This window comes from Kribbella sp. NPDC002412 (assembly GCF_053592935.1).
Genome location: NZ_JBSFBL010000025.1, coordinates 40,158 through 57,220 on the forward strand (window position 1 = coordinate 40,158; position 17,063 = coordinate 57,220).

The 17,063-nt window shown below is 68.5% G+C and carries 16 protein-coding genes; 11 read left to right on the forward strand and 5 right to left on the reverse strand.

What is annotated here, in order from left to right:
• The first annotated feature begins 25 nt into the window (after positions 1-25).
• Positions 26-1,690 carry a M14 family metallopeptidase gene (locus ACWCOV_RS20995; protein ID WP_449830961.1) on the forward strand — a complete coding sequence of 555 codons (1,665 nt, stop codon included), beginning with the start codon at positions 26-28 and terminating at the stop codon, positions 1,688-1,690.
• Here ACWCOV_RS20995 and ACWCOV_RS21000 read toward each other — a convergent pair.
• Both ACWCOV_RS21000 and ACWCOV_RS21005 read right to left on the reverse strand, forming a co-directional pair.
• Complete coding sequence (locus tag ACWCOV_RS21000) at positions 1,687-2,688, reverse strand: LacI family DNA-binding transcriptional regulator (protein ID WP_396388334.1); 1,002 nt, start codon at positions 2,686-2,688, stop codon at positions 1,687-1,689. The genes ACWCOV_RS20995 and ACWCOV_RS21000 overlap by 4 nt on opposite strands.
• 38 nt (positions 2,689-2,726) lie before the next feature.
• Positions 2,727-3,104, reverse strand: a complete 378-nt coding sequence (locus ACWCOV_RS21005) for a VOC family protein (protein ID WP_449830962.1) — start codon at positions 3,102-3,104, stop codon at positions 2,727-2,729.
• Between the two features lie 93 nt (positions 3,105-3,197).
• Between ACWCOV_RS21005 and arfA the strand changes: the two genes are divergently transcribed.
• The 9 genes from arfA (at position 3,198) to ACWCOV_RS21050 (ending at position 13,101) form a co-directional block, all read left to right on the forward strand.
• Entirely contained in the window at positions 3,198-4,691 is a 1,494-nt protein-coding gene (gene arfA, locus ACWCOV_RS21010) for an arabinosylfuranosidase ArfA (RefSeq protein WP_449830963.1), read from the forward strand.
• A gap of 28 nt (positions 4,692-4,719) precedes the next feature.
• Positions 4,720-6,048 carry an ABC transporter substrate-binding protein gene (locus tag ACWCOV_RS21015; protein ID WP_449830964.1) on the forward strand — a complete coding sequence of 443 codons (1,329 nt, stop codon included), beginning with the start codon at positions 4,720-4,722 and terminating at the stop codon, positions 6,046-6,048.
• Positions 6,049-6,051: 3 nt separating this feature from the next.
• On the forward strand, positions 6,052-6,993 hold the full coding sequence (locus tag ACWCOV_RS21020; RefSeq protein WP_449830965.1) for a carbohydrate ABC transporter permease: 942 nt from the start codon (positions 6,052-6,054) through the stop codon (positions 6,991-6,993).
• Positions 6,990-7,817: a carbohydrate ABC transporter permease gene (locus ACWCOV_RS21025; RefSeq protein ID WP_449830966.1), complete on the forward strand. Its 828-nt coding sequence runs from the start codon at positions 6,990-6,992 to the stop codon at positions 7,815-7,817. The genes ACWCOV_RS21020 and ACWCOV_RS21025 overlap by 4 nt, the downstream gene beginning before the upstream one ends.
• Positions 7,818-7,843: 26 nt before the next feature.
• Positions 7,844-10,060: a family 43 glycosylhydrolase gene (locus ACWCOV_RS21030; RefSeq protein ID WP_449830967.1), complete on the forward strand. Its 2,217-nt coding sequence runs from the start codon at positions 7,844-7,846 to the stop codon at positions 10,058-10,060.
• A 1-nt stretch (position 10,061) separates the two neighbouring features.
• The gene (locus ACWCOV_RS21035; protein WP_449830968.1) at positions 10,062-11,060 is read left to right on the forward strand and encodes a glycoside hydrolase family 43 protein; all 999 of its coding nucleotides are present in this window, start codon (positions 10,062-10,064) and stop codon (positions 11,058-11,060) included.
• 234 nt (positions 11,061-11,294) lie between these two features.
• On the forward strand, positions 11,295-11,699 hold the full coding sequence (locus ACWCOV_RS21040) for a hypothetical protein (protein WP_449830969.1): 405 nt from the start codon (positions 11,295-11,297) through the stop codon (positions 11,697-11,699).
• Positions 11,692-12,066 (forward strand): helix-turn-helix domain-containing protein, encoded by a 375-nt coding sequence (locus ACWCOV_RS21045; RefSeq protein WP_449830970.1) that lies wholly within the window; start codon positions 11,692-11,694, stop codon positions 12,064-12,066. Before ACWCOV_RS21040 ends, ACWCOV_RS21045 begins: the two co-directional genes overlap by 8 nt.
• Positions 12,067-12,327: 261 nt before the next feature.
• Positions 12,328-13,101 (forward strand): hypothetical protein, encoded by a 774-nt coding sequence (locus ACWCOV_RS21050; RefSeq protein WP_449830971.1) that lies wholly within the window; start codon positions 12,328-12,330, stop codon positions 13,099-13,101.
• Here ACWCOV_RS21050 and pdxR read toward each other — a convergent pair.
• Positions 13,088-14,455 carry a MocR-like pyridoxine biosynthesis transcription factor PdxR gene (pdxR, locus tag ACWCOV_RS21055; protein ID WP_449830972.1) on the reverse strand — a complete coding sequence of 456 codons (1,368 nt, stop codon included), beginning with the start codon at positions 14,453-14,455 and terminating at the stop codon, positions 13,088-13,090. The genes ACWCOV_RS21050 and pdxR overlap by 14 nt on opposite strands.
• Before the next feature lie 69 nt (positions 14,456-14,524).
• On the opposite strand from pdxR, the gene ACWCOV_RS21060 reads away from it, so the two are divergent.
• On the forward strand, positions 14,525-15,226 hold the full coding sequence (locus ACWCOV_RS21060; protein ID WP_449830973.1) for a pyridoxamine 5'-phosphate oxidase family protein: 702 nt from the start codon (positions 14,525-14,527) through the stop codon (positions 15,224-15,226).
• On the opposite strand, the gene ACWCOV_RS21065 is transcribed toward ACWCOV_RS21060, so the two are convergent.
• Positions 15,202-15,984 (reverse strand): ABC transporter permease, encoded by a 783-nt coding sequence (locus ACWCOV_RS21065; RefSeq protein WP_449830974.1) that lies wholly within the window; start codon positions 15,982-15,984, stop codon positions 15,202-15,204. The two genes, ACWCOV_RS21060 and ACWCOV_RS21065, sit on opposite strands and share 25 nt — an antisense overlap.
• Complete coding sequence (locus tag ACWCOV_RS21070; RefSeq protein WP_449830975.1) at positions 15,981-16,931, reverse strand: ATP-binding cassette domain-containing protein; 951 nt, start codon at positions 16,929-16,931, stop codon at positions 15,981-15,983. Before ACWCOV_RS21070 ends, ACWCOV_RS21065 begins: the two co-directional genes overlap by 4 nt.
• Positions 16,932-17,063: the final 132 nt, after the last annotated feature.

Below are 17,063 nucleotides of genomic sequence, written 5' to 3' on the forward strand. Positions count from 1 at the left end.
GACAACTCAACTACTGGAGGTCATCGTGTTCCGCCCCAACCGATGGACTCGCGTCATCCCCTTGGCGCTGGCGGCCGTCCTCGCCGTCGGCGCCGTCAACCAAGTGCAGGCCTCGGCGCCACCGGACCGGAAGGTGGCCGCCGCCGAGGCCGGCGAACTGATCCAGTTGCTCCGGGTCGGCACCGCGACCCAGGCCGACCGGCAACGGCTGGCGACCCTCGACCTCGACCTGGCCGAGTCGTCCGGCCCCGGCTACACCGATGTGATTGCCTATGGCAACAGCGATCGGCGGTTGCTGAAGCTCGCAGGGTTTCGCTGGTCGGTGCTCGAGGACGACCTGGCCGGCGCGGATCGCGAACGGGAGAAGGCGGATGCCGAGTACGCCCGCGCCGTCGCGGCCAAGAACGTCGCGGCCACGTTGCCCAGTGGCCGGACGTCGTACCGGCAGCTGGCCGACTACACCAACGATCTGTCGAGCCTCGCGCAGCAGTACCCGACCAAGGCGAAGCTGTTCACGCTGAAGGAGAACTCGCTGGAGAACCGGACGATCCGCGGCCTCGAGATCAGCCGGAACGTCAACGTCAGCGACGGAAAACCGGTGTTCCTGATGCTCGGCCTGCACCACGCGCGGGAGTGGCCGTCGGGTGAGCTGACGATCGAGTTCGCCTACGACCTGCTGAAGAACGACGGCGTCGACAGCCGGATCACGAACATCCTGGACAAGGCCCGGGTCATCGTCGTGCCGGTGGTGAACCCGGACGGCTTCAACCTGAGCCGGACCCTCGGGTACGAGATGAAGCGGAAGAACTGCCGGATCGTCAACGGCCAGCTGCCGACCAGCGGTCAGTGCGCGCAGTCGACGAACCAGTCCCGCGGCGTCGACCTGAATCGCAACTACTCCGGCTTCTGGGGTGGTCCCGGTGCGTCGACCAGCCTGACGTCGGAGACCTACCGAGGGGCGAGCGCGTTCAGCGAGCCGGAGTCGCGCAACATCCAGGCGCTCGTCTCGAGGCACCAGGTGACCACGCTGATCACCAACCACACGTACTCGAACCTGGTGCTCCGCGAGCCCGGGTACGCCGGTGCGCCGAAGACGCCGGACGAGACGATCTACAAGGCGCTCGGCGACCAGATGGCCGCGCAGAACGGCTACCGCAGCCAGTACAGCTACCAGCTCTACGACACCACCGGCGTCACCGAGGACTGGTCGTACTACGCGACCGGCGGGCTCGGGTTCACCTTCGAGCACGGCGCGAACAGCTTCCACCCGGCGTTCTCGAACGTGGTGAACTACTACTTCGGTTCCGGGAGTACGGCGGGCAAGGGCAATCGGGCCGCCTTCCTGCTCGCGGCCGAGAGCACGATCAACCCGGCGCGGCACTCGGTGATCACCGGGAGCGGCCCGGCGGGCGCCGTACTGCGGCTGAAGAAGTCGTTCACCACCAAGACCTGGAACGGGACGCAGGTGCCCGACGTCCTCGAGACCACGATGGTCGTGTCGGCCGGTGGCACCTACACCTGGCACACCAACCCGTCGACCCGGCCGATCGTCGTCCAGGAAGGCGGCACGGAGAACTGGATGCTCACCTGTGAGCGTCCCGACGGCCAGGTGCTGGAGTCGCGGTCGATCACCGTCGCCCGCGGCGCAAGCGTGACGGCCAACCTGGTCGCCTGCGCGGCGGTCTTCTAACCGGCGGTCGACTCCCGGATCTCCAACGTGTACGGCACGCTGAGGTCGCGACGAGCGGCCTCGGCGTTGCCGGCGATGCGCTCCAGCAGCAGGCCGACCGCGTTCTCCGCCAGCCACTCCTTGTCCGGCGAGATCGTGGTCAGCGACGGCGAGTGGTAGCGCCCGTCCTCGATGTCGTCGAATCCGACGACGGCCACGTCGTCCGGCACCTTCAACCCCGCGTCGGCCAATGTGCGCAGGGCTCCGAGCGCGAGCAGGTCGTTGAAGCAGAACACGGCATCCGGCGGCTCGGGCAGCGCCAGCAGCTCGCGCATCGACGCGGCGCCGTCCGGCCGGTGGTAGCCGGTCCCGGCCAGCTCGAGCGCCGGGTCGTGCGGCAGCCCGGCGGCCTTCAACGCCTTCCGATAGCCCTTCCGCCGTACGGCGCCGGTGCCGGCGCCACCGCCGACGCCGATGGCCGCGATCCGGCGCCGGCCGATCGAGACCAGGTGCGTGGTCGCGTCGAAGGATGCCTGGACCGAATCGACCGCGACGTGGTCGAAGGTGCCGCCGGCCGGCCGTTCGCCCAGCAGGACCAGGGGTTTCGCGGTTCCCGCCGTACCGATCTTGGCCGGGGCGGTGGTGATCGGGGAGAAGATGATGCCGTCGATCAGCTGCCCGCGCATCCCGTCCAGGACCAGCTTCTCGGCTCCGGACTCGCCCTCGGTCTGGTCGATCAGCACGGTGATCCCGCGCTTCTTCGCGGCCCGGCTGATCGCCGCGCCGAGCTCCGCGAAGTACGGCGAGGCCATCTCCGGGATCGCCAGCGCGATGAAGTCCGACCGGCCCTTGCGCAGCGAGCGGGCGCTCACGTTCGGCTTGTAGTCCAGCGCCGCGATCGCGGCCTCGACCTTCGCCCGGGTCTGCGAGGTGATGTGCGGGTAGTCGTTGATGACGTTCGACACCGTCTTCACCGACACCCCGGCGCGGGCCGCCACATCACTCAGCCTGGTCGTCATCCGTACCTCCGTCTCACCCGGCGTGTCACCCGGCCCGCTCACGTGGTCGACGAGCCCGAGTGTGCCACGGCCGGGACGAAACAGAACTCGTTGCCTTCCGGATCGGACAGCACGGTCCAGTGCGGGAGCTCCCGGACGACCGCCGCGCCGGCCTTGACCAGCGACCGCAGGTCCTCGTCCTCGCCGGTGACGTCGAGGTGGATCCGGCCCGGTGGCTTGAGCTCCTCGGCCGGCGTGATCCAGACGTGGAAGCCCTCCCGCGCGCCGAGCAGGACGGACTCGTCGTCCTCCAGCGAGTGCGAGGCCAGCGACTTGACGTCGTCCGGGTGCACGGGCAGGCCGGTGGCCAGGCTCCAGAACGGCGCGAGCAGGTACGGATCACGGCAGTGGATCACGACTGACTGGATTCTCGGCATGTCACTCAGTGTGCGGGAGCCGAGCCCTTTACAGCAGATGTCAATCGTTGTAGAAATCCGGGTTAAACGATGTAAACACTGCTGGGAGGCTCCGTGGCACGGCTTGTGGTGGATCCGGCGTTCGTCGTCGGGGCGCTCGACCGGCGGTTGTTCGGCTCGTTCGTCGAGCACATGGGACGCTGCGTCTACACCGGGATCTACGAGCCCGGGCACCCGTCCGCGGACGCCGACGGGTTCCGCCAGGACGTGCTCGAGCTGGTCCGCGAGCTCGGCGTCAGCACGATCCGCTACCCCGGCGGCAACTTCGTCTCCAACTACGACTGGGAGGACGGCGTCGGGCCGAAGGACCAGCGGCCGCGCCGGCTGGACCTGGCCTGGCGGGCGATCGAGCCGAACCAGTTCGGCACCGACGAGTTCGTGGCCTGGTCCCGCAAGGCCGGCGTCGACCCGATCTGGGCGGTGAACCTCGGTACCCGCGGGATCAGGGAAGCCGTCGAGCTGCTGGAGTACTGCAACCTCCCGGCCGGCACCGAGCTGCCCGACCGCCGGGTCGCCAACGGCAACCCCGAACCGCACGACATCCGGGTCTGGTGCCTCGGCAACGAGATGGACGGGCCCTGGCAGATCGGCCACAAGACCGCCGAGGAGTACGCCCGGCTCGCCGAGGAGACCGCGAACGCGATGCGCCGCGTCGACCCCGGGCTCGAGTTCGTGGCCTGCGGCTCCAGCAACGCCGGGATGCCGACCTTCGGCGAGTGGGAGCGCGTGGTCCTGGAGCGCACCTACGACCTGGTCGACCACATCAGCCTGCACGCCTACTACGAGCCGAAGAACGGCGACCAGGCGAGCTTCCTCGCGGCGGCCGAGGAGATGGACCGGATGATCACCTCGGTGATCGCGACCGCCGACCACGTCAAGGCGCTCAAGCGCAGCGACAAAGAGATCACCCTGTCGTTCGACGAGTGGAACGTCTGGTACCAGCAGCACTTCCCGGGTGAGCTCGGTCTCGGCATCCGCGAGGTGAGCCCGCTGATCGAGGACACCTACACCGTCGACGACGCGGTGGTGGTCGGCAGCCTGCTGATCACCCTGCTCCGGCACGCCGACCGGGTGAAGATCGCTTGCTTGGCGCAACTGGTCAACGTGATCGGCCCGATCCGCACCGAACCCGGCGGCCGGGCCTGGCGGCAGACCATCTTCCACCCGTTCGCGCTGACCGCGAAGTACGCCGGCCCGACCGTGCTGCAGACCGCGGTCACCGGCGGCCCGGACATCGACACCGCCGCGTTCGGCCGGGTCCCGGCGCTGTGGAGCACAGCGACGTACGACGAGAACACCCGGGAACTCACGGTATTCGTGGTGAACCGGAGTGAGACCGACAAGGTCGACCTGGAGGTCCCGTTGGCCCCTGGGTACCGGGTGCTCGAGCACCTGGCTCTGTATGACGACGACCGGGCCGCGGTGAACACCGCGGACGACCCGGACCGGGTGGTGCCCCGCGCCGTGGACGGCACCGAGATCGTCGACGGCACCTGCACCACCACGTTGCCCCCCGCCTCTTGGCACCTACTGCGCCTGTCCCTGTAAGAGGGCACCTCTCCCCTGGAGGAACATCGTGAACACCATCAGCCGACGCCTCGTCATCGGCGGTATCGGCGCAGCCGGTGCCGCCGGCATCCTCGCCGGTTGCGGCGAGGGATCGGCCGGCAAGCCCGGCTCCGCGCCCGCCACCGGCGACGGCGGAGCCAAGGGGTACGACGGCCCGAACGTCGAACTCGACTTCTGGAACGGCTTCACCGGCGGTGACGGCCCGTTCATGCGGAAACTGGTCGACCAGTTCAACGCCGAGCACAGCAACATCAAGGTCAAGATGACCGTGATGCAGTGGGCCGACTACTACACGAAGCTGCCCACCGCGGTGAGCAGCGGCCGTGGTCCCGCCGTCGCGATCATGCACGTCGACTCGCTGGCCACCAACGCGGCCCGGAACGTGATCGAGCCGCTCGACGACGTGGCCAAGTCGCTGAACCTGCAGCAGTCCGACTTCGCCGACGTGGTGTGGAAGGCCGGTGAGTTCAACGGGAAGCGGTACGGCATCCCGCTCGACGTCCACCCGCTCGGGTTCTTCTACAACAAGACCCTGATGCAGACGGCCGGCCTCGACCCGGAGAAGCCGCCGACGACCGCCGACGAGTACGCGGCGGCGCTGGACGCGCTGAAGGGCAAGGGCATCCAGGGACACTGGGCCACGCCGTTCCCGTTCACCGGCGTCCTCACCGTGCAGGCGCTGCTGTGGCAGTTCGGCGGCGACCTGTTCAACGACGACTCGTCGAAGGCGACCTGGCACGAGGAGCCGGGCGTCAAGGGCCTCAGCTGGTTCGTCGACCTGGTGAAGAACGGGCACAGCCCGAAGAACGTCGCCCAGGACGCCGACAACATCGCGGTGATGAACGGCAAGAACGCGTTCGTCTGGAACGGCATCTGGAACATCAACACGTTCAAGGAGAAGAAGGGCCTGGAGTGGGGCGTGGCCGCGCTGCCCACCATCGGCGACAACAAGGCCGCCTGGGCCGGGTCGCACCAGTTCGTGCTGCCCAAGCTGAAGACGCCGGACCAGAACAAGTCCACCGCGTCCCGGGTGTTCGTCAACTACATCAGCCAGAAGTCGCTGGAGTGGGCGAAGGGCGGCCAGGTGCCGGCCCGCAAGCAGGTCCGCGAGTCGGCCGAGTTCAAGGCGCTGCCGGAGCAGGCGACGCTGGCCACCCAGATCGACGACCTGCACTTCCCGCCGCCGGTGCCGGGCATCGGTGACGCCCTGAACGAGATGAACAAGGCGGTCAACGAGGCCGTGCTGCTGAAGGCCGAGCCGGCCAAGGCGCTGAGCGACGCGGCGGCCCGCGCGGACAAGATCCTCGAGGCGAACCGCAAGAAGTACGGCGCGTAGGCGATGGTCGCCCAGGCAGAGGCGGGTGCGATCGGCAAGCGTCGCACCCGCGCCTCCTCCCCGGTGCGCGGGTACGGGCGGGCGACGCCGTACCTGTTCCTCGCGCCCTACTTGCTGCTGTTCCTGCTGTTCGTGGTCGGGCCGGCGCTGTTCGGGCTCTGGATGAGCCTGCACGACTGGGACTTCCAGCTGCCGGGGAAGCCGTTCGTCGGGCTGCAGAACTACAAGGACCTGTTCGACCCGCTGACGGCGACGGCCGAGCCGTTCTGGCACGGCATGCGGGCGACCGGCATCTTCACGGTCGCGTCGGTGCCGCTCCTGGTGGCGGTGCCGCTCGGTCTGGCCGTGCTGCTGAACCGGAAGTTCCCGGGCCGGACGTTCTTCCGGGCCGTGTACTTCGCGCCGTTCGTGCTCGGCGTCGCAGTCATCGGCCTGATGTTCCGGTACATCCTGGACACCAACTTCGGCATCCTGAACGCGTTCCTCGAACTGTTCGGGCTGCCCGAGATCGGCTGGACGAACGACCAGCCATGGGCCTGGATCTCACTCGTCCTGGTCACTGTCTGGTGGACGGCCGGCTTCAACTCGATCATCTACCTGGCCGGGCTGCAGGACATCCCGGCCGAGCAGTACGAGGCGGCCCAGCTCGACGGGGCGAACCGCTGGCAGCAGTTCCGGCACATCACGCTGCCCGGGCTGCGGCCGGTCACCGTCTTCATCGTCACGATCACCCTGCTGGCCAGTGCGAACATGTTCGGCCAGGCGCTGCTGATCACGCAGGGCGGGCCGGGCGACACCACCACGACCGCGCTGATGGTGATCACCGACATCGGCTTCGGCCAGTTCCGGATGGGCCAGGCCGCAGCGATGAGCTATGTGCTCGCGGCCGCGCTGGCGGTCGTCTCGCTGGTCGCCTTCGCGTTGATGAGGGAGCGGAAGTCATGAGGCGCCGACCGTCGGCCGCGTTCTGGGTGCTGGTGATCCTGCTGACCCTGCTGGTGATCCTTCCGCTGCTGTGGATGGTGATCACCTCGTTCAAGACCGTCGGCGAGTCGCAGTCCGACCCGCCGACGCTGATCCCGCAGGAGCCGTCCGGCCGGGCGTACGGCGAGGTGCTCACCACCGGCGGGCAGAACCCGGTGCTGCGCTGGGCGCTGAACAGCTTCGCCGCCGCCACGCTGCACGCCGTACTCGTCGTGGTGGTCGCGTCGATGGCCGGCTACGCGCTGGCCCGGATGAGCTTCCGGTTCAAGAACGCGATCTTCAGCGTGATCCTGCTGACCCTGTTCGTCCCCGGCTTCGTGTTCCTGATGCCGAACTACCTGCTGATGGACCAGTTCGCCTGGCTGGACACACTCTGGGCGCTGGTGGTCCCGGGCGCGGCCGGCGCCTTCGGGGTGTTCTTCATGCGGCAGTTCTTCCTGGCCATCCCGAAGGAGCTCGAGGAGGTCGCGCTGATCGACGGCGCGAACGCCTGGATCGTCTTCAGCAGGATCATTCTGCCGAACGCCAAGCCGGCCCTGGCCACGCTGACCGTGCTGTCGTTCCTGTCCAACTGGAACGACTTCATCTGGCCGCTGTTCGTGCTGTTCAGCCCGGAGCGGCTCACGCTGCCGGCCGGTCTGTCCCTGCTCCAGGGGGCCTACACCACCGACTACCCGGTGATCATGGCCGGCGCGACGGTGGCCGCCGTACCCGTCCTGATCCTCTACGTGTTCGTCCAGCGGTACGTGATCGAAGGTGTCGCGCGTAGCGGCATCAAAGGTTGATATCCGTTCCAAGAGGGGACCCGCCTGTGCCTTCCAAGAGACGTTTGCTGGCCGCGGCAGTTGCCGTGGCCGCGGTGGCAGCCGGTACGTCGGCTGCCACCGCAGCGCCGGCTCCGACCACGACCAACGCCATCTCGTCGAGCTTCGCCGACACGTTCGCCGATCCGTCGATCATCCAGGGCCGCGACGGCTACTGGTACGCGTACGCCACCTCCGACCCGCTGGTGGCGAACGGGCCGTTCGGCCTGATGCACATCGCCCGGACCAAGGACTTCAGCTCCTGGGAGTACCTCGGCACGGTCTTCGACGAGCAGACCAAGCCCGCCTGGGCGGCGCCCGGCTCCTTCTTCTGGGCGCCGGACATCCGGTACTTCGACGGCCGGTACGTCATGTACTTCACCGTCACCGACACCGCGGCCAACCCCGGCGGCGATCCCGCGATCGGCGTGGCCACCGCCCCGACCCCGGCGGGACCGTGGACTGCCACCGACGGCCCGGTCGTCACGCCGAAGCCGGACGGCAACGGCGGCTACTTCGGCACCATCGACCCGGCGCTGCTGACCGCCGCCGACGGCAAGCGGTACCTCTACTACGGCGGCTTCTACGGCGGCATCTCCGTCACCGAGCTCACGCCGGACGGTCTGCAGGCGGTTGGCTCACCGACTCAGGTCACGGTCGGCGACCGCTACGAGGGTGCGTACGCCGTCTACCGCGACGGCTGGTACTACCTGATGGGCTCGTCGATGAACTGCTGCGCCGGCCCGACCACCGGCTACTCGGTGTTCGCCGGTCGCTCCCGCTCCCCGCGGGGGCCCTTCGTGGACGCCGACGGCGCCGCGATGACGGACTCGCGGGTCGGTGGTACGACGGTCATCACGCAGAACGGCAACAAGTGGATCGGGCCGGGCCACCACGCGTTCATGACGGATGCGGCCGGGCAGGACCACATCGTGTACCACGCGATCGACCGCGCGACGCCGTGGCTGACCGACCCGTTCGGGATCAACCGGCGGCCGATGCTGATCGACCGGATCGACTGGATCGACGGCTGGCCGCGGACGCGGGCCGGTCTGGGTCCGTCCGATGGGCCGGTGCCGGCGCCGACGACCGGATCCGGGCTCGGGATCAACGCCGCCGACCCGGCTGGTGGGCTGATCGGCGCGACTCGTTCGCCTGGTGATGCGCTTGGTGGGCCTACCGCTTCGATTTCCGGGGCAGCTCGGACTCGGCAGTCGGCTTCTGGTGGGTCGGTGCGGGTCGAGGCCGACGTGCGGTTGGGGAACTCGTTCACGACGGTCCTTGGCGGTGGCCAGGTGGTCGCGTCGGTGTCCGGGTCCAAGATCACTGTTGTGGCTGGTCGCCGTACTGCGTCTGCTGCGTTGCCTGCGGACTTCGATCGGTCTGATTGGAACAAGCTGAGCGTGCAGGTGTCCGGGTCCACCGTGACTGCGCGGGTGAACGACGCGGGGCTCGGTGACGTGTATGCCGAGGCGCAGCTCGCCGTACCCGGTCTGTCGCTGAAGTCGGCGCCGGTGGCGTGGCTTGGGTCGGCTGAGCTGGACAACCTGACGGTGCGGCCGGTGGCTCCTCCGGTACGGCGGCTGGCCGACGTGCCGCGGACCGGGGACCTGCTGTCGGGCGACGAGTTTGATGGGTCTTTGGGCGGCGACTGGTCGTGGGTGCGGCAGGACGACACGGCGGTTGTTGCTGACGGCAAACTGTCGTGGCCGTTGCAGAACGCCGACCTGGTCGGTGGTGGGAACACCGCTGGGCTGCTGTTCCACAGCACGCCGTCGACCAAGAGCTGGATCGCGGAGACCAAGCTGCACCTCGACCTCGGTGAGGGCGACATCCGCAACTACCAGCAGGCCGGGATGATCGCGTACCTGAACGACAGCGACTTCGCGCGGCTCGGCAACGTCTCGATCTGGCGGACGCGGCAGACCGAGTTCGGCCGTGAGCTGGTGGCGCGGCCGTCTGACGGGGCGACGTCGTACGGCGCGGCTGCGATCGGGCGGTCGGCTCCGACGCTGTGGATGCGGCTCGCGTACCACGAGAACGCGGCGGGTGAGCACGTCTACCGGGCGGCGACGTCCGTGGACGGGAAGAACTGGACCTGGGGTGCGTCGTGGGTGCTGCCGGCCAAGGCTCAATTGGGGCTGTACGCGCACGGTGAGTTCACCGGCGCTCCGGTCCCGCCGGTGGCGACGTTCGAGTACCTGCGGTTCTACGAGAGCAAGTGAGATGACGCGTCGGCTGGGGTTGCTGCTGCTGTTGCTGGTCACGGCCGGCTGCAGCGACCCCGGCGCGGCGTCCCCGGCCACGGAAGGAGCGACGACGGTGGGCTTCACCAACCCGGTGTACGACCAGAATTTCGCGGATCCGCAGGTGATTGCCGTGGACAACGGCTACGTCGCCTTCGCGACGAACGGCACGCTCGGCAACGTGCAGACGTTGAAGTCGGCGGACCTGGTGTCGTGGGAACAGGTCGGGGACGCGCTGCCGACGCTGCCGGGGTGGACGACGCCCGGCAAGGTGTGGGCGCCGGAGGTCGCCGTACATGCTGCTGACCGGTACGTCATGTACTACACGACCTCCGACGACGCGTCCGGTCGGCAGTGCATCGGGGTCGCGGTGGCTGCCTCGGCGACAGGTCCATATGTCGACAAATCGTCCAAGCCGTTGATCTGTCAGGTTGCCGAGGGTGGGTCGATCGACGCCTCGCCTTTCGAGGACTCGTCGGGCAAGCGCTGGCTGTACTGGAAGAACGACGGGAACGCGATCGGGGTCGACACCTGGATCTACGTCTCCGAGCTCTCCCCCGACGGGCTCACGCTGGTCGGTCCGACTCGTCGGCTGATCAAGCAGGACCTGGCGTGGGAGGGTGATCTGGTCGAGGCGCCGTACATGGTGGAACGGAACGGCAAGTTCCACCTCTTCTACTCCGCCAACGCCTACGACAAGTCGACGTACGCCGTCGGCCACGCCCTCTGCACCACCCCCACCGGCCCGTGCAAGAAGTCCGGCGACCCCATCCTGGTGAGCTCCGACGACGCCGCCGGCCCCGGCCACAACATTGTCCTCACCAAAGACAACCGCGACTGGTTCGTCTACCACGCCTGGGACCCAGCCGCCGTAGGCATCGATCCACCCGGCCGAACCATGTGGCTCTCCGAACTCACCTGGCCCAACGACACCCCCGTCGTCCAACCCCCGACCAGAGCCAACCGCACCCACCCGTAAGACACCACGCCTGCTTCGCTTGCGCGTGCTATCGCGCGCTTCGTCCACTCGTGCTGCCGCCCGCGTACTCGACCACCCCGTGGCGTCGCCCGAGCCACTCACCCGGGACAACTGCGGAGAGCTGGCTAGCTCGCCAATGGGAGCGAAAGTAACGGTTGTCGCAGAGTGGTTGCCCGCACGGGCGCCTGTGGATATGGTTTTGAGGTCATATGACTTTGATGTCATAGTCGAGCGATGCAGATCGACTGGCCGGCAGAGTTCGATGCCTGGCTCGATGACCTCGAGGCGCGGGTCGAGAAGGGAGAGGCACATGCGAAGTTCCTCATCCTGGTCACCGCTGCGCTCAAACATCTCCAAGAACTCAAGGAGCCACCCACGCGGGACACGGAAACCGCGACCCTGCGGTGGGTTCGGCAGTCAAAGCGGTATCCGTTGTGGAGGGTTTCGCATCCGTACCGGCCAGGCGTCGCCGTCCGCCTCATCTGCTGGTTTCCGCCGGACTCCGACACGGTCGTCGTCGCACTGTTCGCGGGTGACAAGGCAAGGATCGGTGACGTCTTCTACAACTCCGTCGGCGTACGCGCTGACGGTCTCATCGACCAGTGGAAGCGAGAAGCGATGAGGGGTCGGCATGAGTAGGAAGAAGTCCGAGCGGGCGGGGTTCGTGCGGGGCAATGCGCGGGTCGACCGGCTGCTGGCACGGCCAGAGGTTGCGGCCGGGGTCGCGGAGGTTGAGGCTGAGGCGCGGGAGATGGATCGGGTGTATGCCGAGAACCTCGCGATGATCCGCAGGGCGGGCGATCTGACGCAGGTGGAAGTCGCGGAGAGGCTCGGCGTCGGCCAAGCGGTCGTCTCCCGGCTCGAACGACGGAACGACATGCTGCTGTCGACCCTGGCGGACTACCTGCACGCGACGGGTGCCGAGAACCCCCGCATCGTCGCGGTCCTCAACGGCATGGAGGTCGAGCTCGACCTCGACCAGTTCCGCGAACCCCGCTCGGCCTGACACGCCGTCCACTCGAACCTGCCGTCCGGGGTACAAGGCACGTTCGCCGATCCGGTCTACTTCCGGTGGCGGCTCGCCTTTGACCCGTTGAACGGGGAATAACTTCTGCCGCCCGGTGCGCATCAAGGTTGGTGGGAGGTTGCCATGGTGCGTCGGTGGGTTGGAATCGGGCTGGCTGGGGTTTTGGCGGGGGTTGTTTTGGCGCCTGTGGGCGCGGTCGCGGAGGGTACGGCCGGGGCTTGCAGTGTGCGGGTGGGGGCGGTGAATGCCAAAGGGGTGCATGTCAGCACGGGGGTGCAGGCTGGGACGCCGCCGGGGGTTACGGACAGTCGGCTGACCTGGGACGTGTTCGCGCCGGGGTCGGTTCGGCTGAATAGCACCACGGTCCGCGAGCCCAACGTGGCGGGGGCGGATGTGCACGGGTGGGTGGTGCAGGGGGACGCGCTGTCGCGGGTCGCCTACACGACCGATGAGTCTGGTCAGTTGATCGGCGCGGTCAGGTTCAGCCGGGTCGGTGGTGGGTGGACGAACTTCACCGCGCTGGAAGTGGCCCAGACTGCGCAGCGTGCGACGGCGTACGGGTTGCGTAGTGACGGTGTGCTGTTCCGGTGGAACGTGACGAGCAGCGGTTGGCGTAGCGCCGGCTCCGCCGCCGGATTCGGATCGGTCAAGGCGATGGCCCTGATCAGCAAGACCTCGACCTACGACACGTTCCTGGTGAACACCCGGGGTGGCGCGCTCTACACCGTGCGCATCCCGACGGCCTCGCCGATGAAGCCGGTCGTCAAGCAGGTGCGCAGCCGGACCTGGCAGGGCTTCGAGGCGCTGGTCGCGAGCAAGTGCGGTCAGTACGGCACCCTGCTCCTCGCCATCGACCGGCACACCAAACAGGGTTACCTGTACGCCGTCGGTCACGCCAACGGGACCGCGACGGTGATCAACTCCATCGGCATGGTCAACTACGAGGCCTTCCCGGAGCCGGTCCACTTCCGCTGGGGCGTCGTACCCGTGCTCGACCCGCTCAACGGCGACTGAGGACGTCGGTCAGGATGTCGAGGGCCTTGTGCAGGTTCTCGGTGGTCGGGGTCGCGTAGCCGATGACGAGTCCGGGCGGGCCGGGAGTCGTACGGCGGTACTCGCTCAACGGCGCGACCACAACACCGGCCGCGCGTGCGGCGACTGCCACTTGGCGGTCCTCCACGTGCTCCGGCAGCAGCAACGTGATGTGCAGACCGGCGTCCTGACCGATCACCTGGCCGTAGGGGGCAAGGACTGTGCAGGTGTGGGTACGGCGGTCCGAGTACAGCCGGCGGGATCGGCGGACCGCCTGGTCCAGGTAGCCGTCGCGGAGCATGGCGAGGAGCGCGGCCTGCATCGGCCAGCCGGGCCAGTCGCCGGACTCGGCGCGGAAGGTGGCGAGCCGGTCCACCATCGTGTCGGAGGCGACCAGCCAGCCGAGGCGCAGCGCCGGGCTCAGCGTCTTCGAGAGCGTCCCGAGGTGGACCACGCGATCCAGGTCCAGCTGCGCGAGCGCGGGTAGCGGCGCGACGTCGTACCGGAACTCGCTGTCGTAGTCGTCCTCGATCAGCATCGCCCCGGTCCGGCGCGCCCACCGGATCAGCTCGTTGCGCCGGGCAACCGGGAGCCGGCCGCCGAGCGGGTACTGGTGCGACGGGGTCACGTACGCCGCCGGAACGTCGTCGGTCAGCGCCGACACCTGGAGGCCGTCCTCGTCCACCGGTACGTCGACGATCTCGAGCCGATGGTCTCGGGCGGCGACCACGGCGTTCAGGTAGCCGGGGTCCTCGATCGCGATCCGGTCGCCGGGCTGCCGGGTGACCGTGAGGAGTAGCCGGAGACCGTGGACGGTGCCGTTGGTGATCAGCAGGTTCTCCGGGCCGCAGGCGATCCCACGGACCCGTCGTACGTGCTCGGCGAGCGCCTCCCGGAGCGCGGGCAGCCCGGCCTCGTCGTCGTACCCGGGCGGCGGGGACTGCGTCGACACCTCACGCCAGGCGCGGCGCCAACCGGGATCCGGCGTCGGGCCGATGTACGGGATGCCGGGCCGGAGCGTCAGCAACGGCTCGGCGGGATCAGGCCGGGCTGCAGCGCGGCGCCGTACGGCGGGCTGCAGAGGCGCGACGTCCGTCACGAAGGTGCCGGCGCCGGTGCGGCCCTCGATCCAGCCTTCGGCGTGCAGCTGGTCGTACGCCGCCTGCGCCACCGACCGGGACACGGACAGGTCCTTGGCCAGGTCCCGCGTGGACGGCAGCCGGTGACCGGCTGCGAGCCGGCCGTCCCGGATCGCAGCGCGGAACTGCTCGGCCAACTGCAGGTGGAGCGGCAGCCGGTCGGTGCGATCGAGGATCAGCGGCAGCGAGCTCTGCACGAATGGACTACCCAATTCGGTCGGGAATGGACCGTGCCAGCATGCCACTGATTCCAGGACTCTGGTGACATGACCAGTACTCCGCTGCAGCCGACCGACCGGACCACTCTGCGCCGCTCGAAGGAGCGCGCGGCCACCGAGCGCGAGGCACTGTTCGACGTGCTCCTCGACGGGATGTTCTGCCACCTGGGTGTCGTGGTGGACGGCGCCCCGCTCGTGCTGCCGACGGCGTACGGCGTGGATCTGGACCGCGGCCCGGACGGGACGCTGTACCTGCACGGTTCGGTCGCCGCCCGCAGTGTGGTCGCCGCGCCGGAGCAGACGATCTGCGTGACGATCACCCACACCGACGGGCTGGTGCTGGCCCGGTCGGCGTTCCATCACTCGGTCAACTACCGCTCCGCGGTGATCTTCGGCGTCCCCCGCCTGGTGACCGACCCCGACGAGAAGCTGGAAGGCCTCAACTGCATCGTCGACCACCTGGTCCCCGGCCGCTCGCGAGCCGTCCGCCCACCCAACCGCAAGGAGCTCGCCAAGACGTCCGTCCTGGCCCTCTCCCTCACCGAAGCCTCGGTGAAGACCCGCTCCGGGCCGGCCAACGACGAGGAGGAGGACCTCGACCTGCCCTACTGGACCGGCGTGATCCCCCTCCAGGTCGTGGCCGGCGAACCGGTCACCAACCCTGACTGCGACCTACTGGTCCCCGCGCACATCCGCACCCGGGCGAACCTGCTCGGCGCCCTGTCTCAGGCCACCGTGCCCTTGTTGTAGCTCTTCTGGGCCCAGAAGTAGCCGACGATCCCGATCGCGGCGCACCAGGCGAGGGCGAGCCAGCCGGTGCCGGTGTCGACCGGGGTGCCGATCAGCAGGTGCCGCAAGGTCTCGATGATCGGGGTGAACGGCTGGTACTCGGCGAACCAGCGGATACCGCTCGGCATCGCCTCCAGCGGGATGAACGTGCTGCTCAGGAAGGGCAGCAGCAGGCTGATCGGGAGCACGATGTTGCTCGCGCCCTCCGGGGTCTTGCTGGTCAGCCCGAGGGCGATCGCGAACCAGGTCAGGGAGATGGTCAGCGCGACCAGCAACCCGCCCGCCAGCAGCCAGTCCGCGACCGACGCGTTCGGGCGGAACCCGATCAGGATGGCGAAGCCGACCACCAGGGCCAGGCTGACGACCGTCAGGATCACGTTGCCCAGCACGTGCCCGGTCAGGAAGGCCGGCCGGAAGATCGCCATCGTCCGGAACCTGGCCACGATCCCCTCGGTCATGTCCATGCAGGCGGCGACCGCGGGCGACATCGTCCCGGATGCGATCGACATCAGCAGGATGCCCGGGGTGAGGAAGTCGATGTAGTCGAAGCCGTTCGCGCCGCCGAGACCGGCCGAGAAGGTGTCGCCGAAGACGAGGCCGAACAGCAGGATCATCACCACCGGCATCCCGAGGGCGCCGAGCGACAGACCGGGGTAGCGCTGCGCGTGCCGCAGGTTGCGGCGCAGCATGGTGGCGGTGTCTTGGAGTGCGTAACTCATTTGGTCGTCACTTCCTCGTGAACAGTCGGCTGACCGGTGACGGCGAAGAACACGTCATCCAGGTCGGGGGTGTGGACAGTCAGTTCGTCGACCTCGAGCGAGGCGTCATCGATCCGGGCCAGCAGCGCCCGAAGTGAGTGCACGCTGCCGTCGTTCGGCACCTGCAGGACCAGCGACTCGTTGTTCGGCACCGCGGTAGGCAGCACCTGCTCGGCCAGCGCGAACTCGTCCGGCGACGTGAACCGCAGCCGGATGTGGCCGCCGGGGACGAGCCGCTTCAGCTCCTCCGCCGTACCTTGGGCAACCAGCCGGCCGTGATCCAGTACGGCGATCCGGTCGGCGAGCTGGTCCGCCTCCTCCAGGTACTGCGTGGTGAGGAAGACGGTCACGCCGCCGTCGGTGACCAGTTGCCGGATCAGCTGCCACATGTTGTGCCGGCTGCGCGGGTCGAGACCGGTCGTGGGCTCGTCCAGGAAGATGATCCGCGGGGTGCCGACCAGGGTCATGGCCAGGTCGATCCGGCGCTTCATCCCGCCCGAGTACGTCATGGCGAGCTTCTGGCCGGCCTCGACCAGGTCGAACTGCTCGAGCAGCTCGTCGGCCCGGCGCCGGGCCTCCCGGCGGCCGAGGTGGTGCAGGTCGGCCATCATGATGAGGTTCTCGCGGCCGGTGAGCAGGCCGTCCACCGCGGAGAACTGGCCGGTGACGCCGATCGCGGCGCGGACCGCCTCCGGGTCCTGGTGCAGGTCGTGGCCGGCCACCCGGATCTCGCCGGCGTCGGCGGCGATCAGGGTGGACAGGATCTGCACCGCGGTGGTCTTGCCGGCGCCGTTCGGGCCGAGCAGGGAAAAGATGGTGCCTTCGGCAACGTTCAGGTCGATGCCGCCGAGCACGACCTTGTCGCCGTACGACTTGTGCAGTCCGCGCACGTCGATTGCTGATGACATGAGGGTTCCTTGGGTGATTTTGGGCAGGGTGAACCTGACCCAGGTGGCCTGAAGGGTCTGTGGAGGAGAGGATTTGGGCGTGCTGATCCAGCCGAGCCGCCAGGCGCGGTCGGTGGGTCAGGGCTGTTCGGT